Source organism: Pontimicrobium sp. MEBiC06410 (assembly GCF_053601615.1).
The window spans coordinates 1-884 of sequence record NZ_JBSHNT010000085.1 but is presented as its reverse complement, the minus strand read 5'-3'; the positions used below and the strand labels follow the sequence as shown (position 1 = coordinate 884).

Below are 884 nucleotides of genomic sequence, written 5' to 3'. Positions count from 1 at the left end.
TTAACCATAACTTGAAAGATTGGTGTTTTACTGGTTTGGCGTTCTGGTTGTACGGCTTCTACTATTTTATTAAACGGGATGTCTTGGTATTCTTGACTGCGTATTAATTCTTTTTGGACTGTTTTTATTAGGGTTTCTAGGTTTGATTCTCTTTTTAACCTGATACGGTTTACTAGTGTGTTTACAAAGAATCCGATAAGTCCTTCTACGGCATGGTGTCCGCGATTGGCTACTGGTAAGCCGATACAAATATCGTCTTGACCGCTGTATTTATGCAATAGGATGTATACACTACTTAACAGACTTGTAAATAGCGTGCCACCTATGGTTAGACTTAGTTGGTTTAATTCTTCTTTTAGTGCTGGGGCGAGTGTTACGCGTTTTTGTGCGCCCTGACCTGTCCCTACTTTTGGGCGGATATAGTCTGTTGGCAATGCTAAATCGCTATAACCTGCTAAGTGTTCTTTCCAGTGAGATAGGCCTTCGCTGTAGTGGTTACTGGCAAACAACTCGCGTTGCCATGCTGCATAATCACCGTATTGTATTGGTAAGGGTGCTAGTGCTACGGCTTCTCCTCTTGTTTGGGATAAATACAGTGCATTTAATTCTTTTACCATAATGTTTAAAGACCAACCATCTGAGATGATATGATGCATGCATAGGCCTAAAACATACTTATCTTTTCCTGTGGTTAGTAATAATACGCGTAATAATGGCCCCTCTGATAAATTAAATGGGGCTTTTATAAACTTATCGCTGTGTGCTTGTATTGCTTTTGACTTTTCTTCTGGTTTTAACTTACTATAGTTTGCTTGTTCTATTGTTAAGACTAAACTGCTTGCTATGTCTTGGTAGGCTATTCCTTCTGAGTCTTTTTTAAAGGT

The 884-nt window shown here is 39.1% G+C and carries 1 protein-coding gene; it reads right to left on the bottom strand.

Annotation, left to right across the window (positions count from 1 at the left end; genetic code table 11):
- On the bottom strand, window positions 1-884 hold an 884-nt coding region (locus ACVC08_RS00540; RefSeq protein ID WP_452600563.1), incomplete at both ends, for a condensation domain-containing protein.